Source organism: Mesorhizobium sp. M7A.F.Ca.CA.001.04.2.1 (assembly GCF_003998485.1).
Classification (GTDB): Bacteria; Pseudomonadota; Alphaproteobacteria; order Rhizobiales; family Rhizobiaceae; genus Mesorhizobium; species Mesorhizobium ciceri.
Window position 1 is genome coordinate 1 of the sequence record NZ_RZQT01000298.1, and the last position, 660, is coordinate 660.

The 660-nt window shown below is 61.7% G+C and carries 1 protein-coding gene; it reads right to left on the reverse strand.

Annotated features, from left to right (window positions below; translation table 11 throughout):
- Window positions 1-379: ATP-binding cassette domain-containing protein (locus tag EN955_RS34610; protein ID WP_127223582.1), on the reverse strand; the 379-nt coding region annotated here is incomplete at its 3' end.
- Window positions 380-660: the final 281 nt, after the last annotated feature.

Below are 660 nucleotides of genomic sequence, written 5' to 3' on the forward strand. Positions count from 1 at the left end.
GCCCGACCCACTTCAACAGCTCGGTGACATCGGTGCGGTAGCTCGCCTCCTCGCGCCCGCGCACGCGCAGCGGCAGCGCGACGTTCTCATAGGTGGTCATGTGGTCGAGCAGGCGAAAATCCTGGAACACCACGCCGATCCGGCGTCTGAGATGCGGCAGCTCGGTGCGGGAAATGCGGGAGCGATCCTTGCCGAAGATGGTGATCAGCCCGCGCGTCGGCTTCAGCGACATGAACAGCAGGCGCAGCAAGGTCGTCTTGCCGGCGCCCGAAGGCCCGCTGAGGAATTGGAAGGAGCGCTCCGGAATGTGCAGGGAGATGTCGCGGAGGATTTCCGGACCCATGCCATAGCGGAGGCCGACATTTTCGAAGCGAATCAATTTCGACGACCTGAAATTCGGCACGGCAGCGAGCCGGCCTGTTCTGGGTAAAGACCATCGGCCGGCATGGTTAACCGGCGGTTAATTCCTAGGCTCTTTCGACTCGTCACGAGGGCTCCGGTGGGGAAGCGTTAACCATTTGTGTTTACGCAAAAGAAACGAAAAGCGAACACGTGCTGCAATGCTGGGGCCATGATGGCTGACGATCGAACCGCGCGCCCGGTTTCCGGCGAAATCATGACCGATCCGGCGGCAATTGCCGCGGCGGACCGGTTCATGCG